Origin of the sequence: Mesorhizobium sp. M7D.F.Ca.US.004.03.1.1 (genome assembly GCF_003998635.1) — a bacterium.
Lineage (GTDB): Bacteria > Pseudomonadota > Alphaproteobacteria > Rhizobiales > Rhizobiaceae > Mesorhizobium > Mesorhizobium loti.
Map to the genome: position 1 here is coordinate 1 of NZ_RZQG01000184.1, position 8,176 is coordinate 8,176.

General features: G+C 63.8%; 10 protein-coding genes. 7 read left to right on the forward strand and 3 right to left on the reverse strand.

The features are described from left to right. Nucleotides 1-236 (reverse strand): MaoC/PaaZ C-terminal domain-containing protein (locus tag EN935_RS13175; protein WP_281040333.1); only part of this gene is annotated, 236 nt, incomplete at its 3' end. A gap of 39 nt (nt 237-275) precedes the next feature. After that, nucleotides 276-1,091, reverse strand: a complete 816-nt coding sequence (locus tag EN935_RS13180; RefSeq protein WP_109659178.1) for an SDR family oxidoreductase — start codon at nt 1,089-1,091, stop codon at nt 276-278. Between the two features lie 116 nt (nt 1,092-1,207). Between EN935_RS13180 and EN935_RS13185 the strand changes: the two genes are divergently transcribed. From EN935_RS13185 to EN935_RS13215, 7 genes are all read left to right on the forward strand, one after another. Continuing rightward, nucleotides 1,208-2,449 carry an acyl-CoA dehydrogenase family protein gene (locus EN935_RS13185; protein ID WP_127264915.1) on the forward strand — a complete coding sequence of 414 codons (1,242 nt, stop codon included), beginning with the start codon at nt 1,208-1,210 and terminating at the stop codon, nt 2,447-2,449. Between the two features lie 53 nt (nt 2,450-2,502). Further along, the gene (locus tag EN935_RS13190; RefSeq protein WP_127373363.1) at nt 2,503-3,540 is read left to right on the forward strand and encodes a zinc-binding dehydrogenase; all 1,038 of its coding nucleotides are present in this window, start codon (nt 2,503-2,505) and stop codon (nt 3,538-3,540) included. Beyond that, entirely contained in the window at nt 3,537-4,091 is a 555-nt protein-coding gene (locus EN935_RS13195; RefSeq protein WP_164757937.1) for a hypothetical protein, read from the forward strand. Before EN935_RS13190 ends, EN935_RS13195 begins: the two co-directional genes overlap by 4 nt. Before the next feature lie 185 nt (nt 4,092-4,276). Then, a complete protein-coding gene (locus tag EN935_RS13200; RefSeq protein ID WP_127265718.1) occupies nt 4,277-5,440 on the forward strand; it encodes a glycosyltransferase family 87 protein in 1,164 nt (387 codons plus the stop codon). Next, the gene (locus tag EN935_RS13205) at nt 5,433-6,422 is read left to right on the forward strand and encodes a glycosyltransferase family 2 protein (protein WP_127265717.1); all 990 of its coding nucleotides are present in this window, start codon (nt 5,433-5,435) and stop codon (nt 6,420-6,422) included. The genes EN935_RS13200 and EN935_RS13205 overlap by 8 nt, the downstream gene beginning before the upstream one ends. Then, entirely contained in the window at nt 6,419-7,240 is an 822-nt protein-coding gene (locus tag EN935_RS13210; protein WP_127265716.1) for a ChbG/HpnK family deacetylase, read from the forward strand. Before EN935_RS13205 ends, EN935_RS13210 begins: the two co-directional genes overlap by 4 nt. After that, complete coding sequence (locus EN935_RS13215; RefSeq protein ID WP_127373364.1) at nt 7,237-7,647, forward strand: GtrA family protein; 411 nt, start codon at nt 7,237-7,239, stop codon at nt 7,645-7,647. The genes EN935_RS13210 and EN935_RS13215 overlap by 4 nt, the downstream gene beginning before the upstream one ends. Before the next feature lie 36 nt (nt 7,648-7,683). Here EN935_RS13215 and EN935_RS13220 read toward each other — a convergent pair. Beyond that, on the reverse strand, nt 7,684-8,176 hold a 493-nt coding region (locus EN935_RS13220), incomplete at its 5' end, for an efflux RND transporter permease subunit (RefSeq protein WP_164771111.1).

Here is an 8,176-nt window from a genome sequence, read left to right on the forward strand (position 1 = left end):
GTCTCGAACGTCATCGCCGACAACAGCGACAGCGACAGGAAGCCGTGCGCGATGGTGCCGCCGAACGGCGTCTCGCGCATGGCCCGCTCGGGGTCGCAGTGAATGAACTGGTGGTCGTCGGTGGCATCGGCGAACTGGTCGATCATGCGTTGCGTGACCACCCGCCACGGCGACACGCCAACCTCCTTGCCAACATTGGCCAGAAGCACATCGAGACTGATCGGTTCCACGCTCATGTCCTCCAGTTCACCTCCGGCTTCTGTGGCCGGAAAATGTCATTCCTTGAACAGCGTCAGCCCATGCTGCACCGACTGTCCGCCGTCGATCGGCAGGATGGCTCCGGTGACATAGCTGCCTGCACGGCTGCACAAATAGAGCGTTGCGCCGGCAATGTCATCCGGCGCCCCGATACGGCCGATCGGAACATGGCCGCCGACATGTGTGGCCTGTTCTTGCGTGCCGGTGGCAAACGCCGTCATGCGGCTCTGGAAGGGGCCGGGGGCGAAAGCGTTGACGGTGATGCGGCGGGCGGCGAACTCGAGCGCCAGTGTGCGCGTCAGATGATGAACCGCGGCCTTCGAGGCGGTGTAGGAATAGGCGTCGTCGGCCAGCGGCTGCGTGCCCATCACCGAACCCAGGTTGATCACCCTGGCCGGATCGGCGTCACTGGCGGCGGCATCGAGCAGCGGCAGCAATTCGCGCGTCAGATGGAAGACCGCGGTGACGTTGACACCGAGCACCTTGGCCCATGCTGAATAGGGAAAGCTCTCCAATGGCGCGCCCCAGGAGACGCCGGCGTTGTTGATGAGAATATTGAGTTTCCCGGTCCGCGCCTTGACCTCGGCGACGAGTGCGGCAATGCCGGCTTCGCTGGAGACATCGCCGGCAAAGCCTTCCGCCCGGCCCGGTGCACCAAGTTCGTTCAACTCGGCAGCGACCTTGATGCAGTCATCGCCCTTGCGCGACGCGATCATCACACTGGCGCCGGCCTGCACCAACGCGGTCGCCGCCATGCGGCCGATACCGGTCGCGGCACCCGTCACCAGCGCGGTTTTGCCGGCCACCGAAAACAGCTCGTCCAGATAGCTCATCACAATCCTCAGTGCTCGGCATGCGGGCAAAACAGTTCGCGTTGACAAGGCTATCCGAAGTACGGTCATCCTTGCCACTGACAAAATGCCTGGCATGTATGAAGGGTTAGCGACCGATGACGGAGATGAATCTCGGCATGACCGAGCGGCTGAAGCCGATCCACGCGCGCGTCGCCGCCATGGTGCGCGACGAAATCATGCCGCTCGACAAGGAGTTTCTGGGCGAAGTGGGCAAGGAAGGCGACCGCTGGGTCTATAGTGCGCGCCAGAGCGAGATCCTCGAAGGGCTGAAGAAGACCGCAAGAGAGCGCGGCCTATGGAATTTCTGGCTGACCGGTTCTGAACGCGGTTACGGCCTTTCCACCGTCGAATATGCCTATCTGGCCGAGGAGATGGGCAAGGCGCATCTCGGCGCCGAGACCTTCAACTGCTCGGCGCCCGACACCGGCAATATGGAGGTGCTGGAGCGGTACGGCTCGGCCGACCACAAGAAAGAATGGCTGAAGCCGCTGCTGGACGGCAAGATCCGCTCGGCCTATCTGATGACCGAGCCGGACGTCGCCTCGTCCGACGCCACGAACATCGCCATGCGCTGCGAACGCCAGTGCGACGACTATGTGCTCAACGGCGAGAAATGGTGGGCCTCAGGGGCCGGCGATCCACGCTGCGCCATCTACATCGTCATGGTCCGGACCGGCGGCGATGAAGAGCCGCAGCACCGTCGTCATTCGATGATCCTGGTGCCATCAGACACCAAAGGCGTGACCAAGGTGCGAGCGATGCAGGTCTATGGCGATGACGATGCGCCGCATGGCCATATGCACCTTCGCTTCGACAATGTGCGGATACCGGCGTCGAACCTGATTCTCGGCGAGGGCAGGGGGTTCGAGATCGCGCAAGGGCGGCTCGGTCCCGGCCGCATCCATCACTGCATGCGAGCCATTGGCCAGGCCGAGATGGCGCTGGAGATGCTGTGCCAGCGTTCCGTGCGCCGCGAGGCCTTCGGTCAGCCCCTGGCAAAGCTCGGCGCCAATTTCGACATCATTGCCGAATGCCGCATGGAGATCGAGATGGCCCGCCTGCTCTGCCTCAAGGCGGCGTGGATGATCGACCAGGGCGATGCGCGCGCCGCGGCTCCCTGGATCAGCCAGATCAAGGTGATCGCACCCCGCGTTGCGCTCAAGGTCACCGACGAGGCAGTGCAGATGTTCGGCGCGCAAGGCATCAGCCAGGACACGCCGCTGGCGCGGTCGTGGACGCATCTGCGCACATTGCGCCTTGCCGACGGGCCTGACGCCGTGCATCGCCGGCAGGTGGCGCGCACCGAGCTGAAAAAATATACGCAGGAAAAGGTCTGAGCGCCGGCATCGTCATCAGGCGATGCCGACAGGTCCAAGCAAGGAGTGTTCCAATGACCGTCCCCTCCGAAATGAAGGCGCTGTTGCTGGTCGGCGATGGCTACACCAGGACGCCGAGCGGCAGTGTGCTGGAGGCGATGGAGCCCTATCTCGAGCCGGGCAACATCGCGGTGCCGACACCCGGGCCGACGCAGGTGCTGATCAAGGTCAGCCTCGCCTCGATCAACCCGTCCGATATCGCCTTCATCAAGGGCCAGTACGGCCAGCCGCGCGCCAAGGGCCAGCCGGCCGGTTTCGAGGGTGTCGGCACCGTCGTCGCCAGCGGTGACGAGCCCTATCCCAAAAGCCTGATCGGCAAGCGCGTTGCTTTTGCCACCGGCGTCAGCAACTGGGGCTCATGGGCCGACTATGCCGTCGCCGAGGCTGCTGCCTGCATCCCGTTGCTCGACACGGTCCGCGACGAGGATGGCGCGGCGATGATCGTCAACCCGCTCACCGCGCTCGCGATGTTCGACATCGTCAAACAGGAAGGCGAAAAGGCTTTCGTCATGACCGCGGGCGCCAGCCAGCTCTGCAAGCTGATCATCGGCCTGGCCAGCGAAGAGGGGTTCCAGCCAATCGTCACCGTGCGCCGCGACGATCAGATCGCGACGCTGAAAGCGCTTGGCGCGGCGCACGTCCTCAACGAAAAGGCGCCGGATTTCAAGACGGCTTTGCGCGAGGTGATGAAGACCGAACAGCCGCGCATCTTCCTTGACGCGGTGACCGGGCCGTTGGCCTCCGCCATCTTCGACGCCATGCCCAAGCGTTCGCGCTGGATCATCTACGGGCGGCTCGATCCCGAAGCCACTGTTATCCGCGAGCCCGGCCAACTGATCTTCCAGCACAAACATATCGAAGGTTTTTGGCTGAGCGAGTGGATGCGCCAGTTCCGCGACCGCCGTGGCCCGGCGATCCTGGAAGCGCAAAAGCGGTTTTCCGACGGGCGCTGGTCGACCGACGTGACAGCGGTGGTGCCGCTTGCCGAAGCCATGGCGCGGCTGCCGGCCGAACTGGCCAAGCCCAACGGCAAGGTGTTCATCCGGCCTTGAACGAGAATGGCTGGGCGAGAGGAAGTCCGGTATCTGCAAAAAAGGGGCTGCTTGTGAGAAAATGGTGGTTTGTCCCGATCGTGCTGATGTCGATGTCCTGTACCATTGGTGCACAAGCCGCCGAAAAGTTCCCGCCGTTTTGGCGCAAGGCGATGACGAACGATCCGAATACGAATTACTTTCTCAAGAAATATTCCACCCCTCTGGATGATCCTGCCGGGACCGCGGTCAGGAACATCATGCTGGCGCGGGTCATCGGCGCCGCATGTCAGTCCTCCAGACTCAACAAGGCCAAGATCAAAGCCTATCGCGACAGGATGATCGGCCCGCTGACGCCTGAGCAACTCAAAGCGGCCGCATTCGAGGGTGGTAGTGCGCTGCGCAGTTTCAACTATCAGGATCTCGCCTACCTTTGTGCCGGCATCGACTATCAATTTGGTCCGAAAGGGGTGCTGATCGCCGGCGCTGTTTCAGTGGGCAAAGGCGAGCCAAAATATCCCTATGATCCACGCAACCCCTATTTTCGTCTGCCTGAATTCACCGGCGATTGATCGGGTCGTCTGCCTCGCGGCGGCGATCGCGAAGGTGGAATCTGGCGTTCGCGGCGAATGAGGTGTGGCCTTTTGCGTTCATCAAGCCCCCTATGCCACGCCGCTTTGTCCGTGATATGCCGCCGCCATCGATTGCCGGGACAGGGTTGGACTGAACTTGTTCCGGGGTGATGTGGGGTGCCTTGATGACGATTTCCAAGCCGGTTTTCGACCGTTTGGGTTTTGGCCTGTGGATCGGAGCGTTTCTAGTCGTTCTTGTCTTGGTTCTGTGGTCGCCCCACACGCGGACGGTATGGAAGGCCTATATAGGCGGCAGCGAGGCGCTTCTGGCCGGTCTGCCCCTCTACGACACCCAATCCGAGATGGGGTATCTGTACGCGCCGGCCTTTGCGGCGCTCTATATTCCAATCGTCAAACTCGGTCCGCATCTGGGCGGCGTGGTGTGGCACACCCTTGGCTTCGCGGTGCTGACCTACGCCGCGATGCGGCAGGTGCGAAAGCTCGGCGGCGGCGATTTGATGTGGCTGCTCTCTTTCGGCCTTTTCCTCGCTTTGCCGATGGCGGCTGGGGCGATCCGCAACGGGCAGGCGACGATCCTTTTGACCGGCGCCTGCTGGCTACTCACATTGTCGGCGCTGGAAGGGCGGCGGGCGGAGACGTTCTTCTGGGCCTCGCTTGCCATCATCGCCAAGCCGACCGCGATCATAATGGTGTTGTTGATAGGAGCCCTTCGGCTCCGGTTGATACCGGTGCTGGTGCTGGCGGTGCTGTTCGTGCTGGCGCTGCCTTACGCTTTCGCTCCCGCCGCCTATCTCAACGATCAGTATCGTGTCTTCGCCCAGATGCTGACCTCTATGGCCGTCGACAACACCAGCCATTTCGTGCCCACCGATTTCACGGCGCCATTCACCAGAATGGGGCTGCCGATTCCGGAATTCGGTGCCACGATCGTGCGCATCATCATGGCCCTATTTACGCTCTCGGCGGTCATCTGGTTCGACCGCAAGCTCGAACGCGGACCGGCGGGGCTGGCGATCTTCCTGACGGCCACTTTCTACATGTGCGTCTTCAACCCGCGCGTCGAGCCCAACACCTATGCGATGATCGCCGTACCCGCCGGTCTCGCCATCGCGCTGTTGTGGCGCGAAGAACGAGGGGGCGCTCTCGCCTCAGTGCTGTCCACGGTGTTGTTCCTGACCGGGCTGAGCGGCGTCGAGCGCCATGTGCACGATTTCCTCTTCCCCTGGTTCCGGCCTATCGCGGTCACTCTCATTGCCGGTTCGCTGATCTGGTGGTTCTGGGCCAAGGCAAGGGACAAGGTGGTGAATGCGGGGATCGCTAATGGCTGATTTGCGGCCGACACTCGACATCGTCGCGCCGTTCTTCAACGAGGCGCCATCGGCATCGGCCTTCGCGCGCCTGCTCGGCGAGCTCGAAGCGGCCGTGGCACAGCGCTTCGGCATGACGGTGCACAAGATCCTGGTCGACGACGGCAGCCGTGACGACGGCGCCGGACGGTTCTCGCAGGCACTGACTGGGTCGTGGGAGATCGTGCGCCTCAGCCGTAATTTCGGCAAGGAAGTCGCTGTACTCGCCGGCCTCGACCAGTCGCGCGGCGACATGGTGCTGATCATGGACGCCGACCTCCAGCATTCCTTGGACATCAGCCTGAAGCTGATCGCCGAGCTGGTGGACCATCCGGACATCGACGTCGTCTATGCGCAGAACGACCGCCGTGAGGCGAGCTGGCGGCGCAGCCAACTGGCCCGGCTTTTCTACAGCCTCATCAACTCGAGCCAGCGTTTCGACATTCCCGAAAATGCCGGCGACTTTCGCGTCATGCGCGGCGCTGTCGCGCGCGCGCTGACCAGCCTGCGTGACAAGCGGCGCTTCAACAAGGGCCTGTTCGCCTGGGCGGGCTTTCGCCAGAAGGCGTTGCCCTATTCACCGGAAGGCCGTGCCAGCGGCACGTCGAAGTGGAGCCGGCTTAACCTGATCGCCTTCTCGCTGGAGGGTTTCACCTCGTTTTCCGTCATTCCGCTGCGCCTGATCAGCCTTAGCGGGCTGCTCGCGGCGTTGGCCGGCGGGATCTACGGCGCCAAGGTGTTCTTCGAGGTGATCTTCTACGGAATTGCCGTTCCGGGCTACCCCAGCCTGCTGGTCGCCGTCGTCCTGCTCGGCGGCCTCAACCTGACCCTGCTTGGCCTGATCGGCGAATATGTCTGGGTCACGCTCAGCGAGAGCAAGGATCGACCGGTCTATCTCGTGCGCGATGTCGTGCGCAGCGAGGTCTCCGCGGACAGGCCGGAGCCGGGCGCTTCCGACAGATGACACGGCGCATCCGCCTGATCGCCGACGACTACGGCCTGGCGCCCGGCGTTTCCGCCGGGATTCTCGACCTGCTCGATCGCGGCCGCCTGACCGGCACCAGCTGCATGACCGGCTTTCCGGAGTGGGCGGGAGAGGCGGCGCGCATCAAACCTCTGTGCGGCCGTGTCGCGGTCGGGCTGCATCTCACGTTGACCGACCAGCCGGCGGTCACCGGCCGGTCGAGTCTGGCGCCGGAAGGTCGGCTGCCGCCGCTCCGCGCGCTGGCCTTGCCTGTTCTGCGCGGCCGCATCGACGATCGCGATGTCCATGCCGAGCTCGACGCCCAGTACAGCCGCTTCGTCGAGGCGCTCGGGCGCCGCCCCGATTTCGTCGACGGGCATCAGCATGTGCATTTCCTTCCCGTCGTGCGCACATGGCTGCGCGCGCGCCTTGGCGAAGGAAGCGACAGGCCGGCGCTGCGCGGCGCCCCGGCACTGGCGGGCCAATTCGCCTCGGTGCCGAAAGTAGCTGCTATTGCTGCGCTCGCCGCCGGCTTCAACCGGTCGATGCGGCGCGCCGGCTTCACCCTTTTCGAGCCGCTCACCGGCATCTATGACTGGCGGCAACCCGAAAAATTCGCTTCCGTGCTGCAGGCCGCAGTCGAGGCACTGCCGGAACGCGGGCTGTTCATGTGCCACCCCGGCCATGTCGACGAGACGCTGCGCGCGCGCGACACGATGCAAGGCGTGCGCGAGGTCGAATTCGCGGCCCTGGCATCGGACGCGTTCGGCGCCAGCCTGGCCCGCGCCGATGTCACAATCATGGATGGCAAGGGATGAGCGACGCCGAGCGACCCCCGCGTTCGACCGGCAACAAGATCGTCCGCTTTGCCATTGTCGGGCTTGCCAACACCGCCATCGACCTTGCCAGCTTCTTCCTGCTGCTCAAGCTCGGAGTTTCGCCGCTGCCCGCCAACATCTCCGCCTGGTTCATCGCCGTCACCTTCTCGTTCGCGGCGAATGGCTTCTGGTCGTTCGAGCGCAATCGAGCCATCCGGCTGCATGACGCGTTCCTTCGCTTCGCCTCGCTTGGGGGGCTGATTTCGCTCGGCGTCTCCAGCCTTTCGATCGCGCTGTTCGCCGGCATCGCCGGGGTGTGGCCGGCAAAGATCGGCGGTGTCGTGGTGGCGGCGGTGCTGAATTTCCTCGCCGCGCGCTGGTCGATCGAAGGCCGATTGCTGAAGTAGCGGCGGAAAACCGCCACACACTTTCCTGGAATGTCTCTATTCCGCGGGCTCTACATTGGTGTAGGCGGCTTCCTCGAGCTCGCGCTTCAGCCGCGCTTCCTCATGGGTTTTCGGCGTGACGAAGCGGCCAAGCAGGAGATAGGCGACCGGCGTCAGGAACAGCGTCGAGACGGTGGCCAGCCCCAATCCGCCAACGATGACCCAGCCAAGTGCGACGCGCGCCTCGGCACCGGCGCCGCTCGCCAGAACCAGTGGCAAGCCGCCGAGCACGGTGCAGATCATCGTCATCATTACCGGCCGCACGCGGATGATCGAGGCCTGCTCGATCGCTTCGCGCACGCCAAGCCCGCGATCGCGCAGCTGGTTGGCGAATTCGACGATGAGGATGCCGTTCTTGGCCATGACGCCGACCAGCAGCACCAGGCCGATCTGGCTGTAGGCGTTGAGACTGGTGCCGCTGAGGAGCAGCGCAAAGATTGCGCAGGCGAGGCCAAGCGGCACCGTCGCCATGATGATGACTGCGCTGACG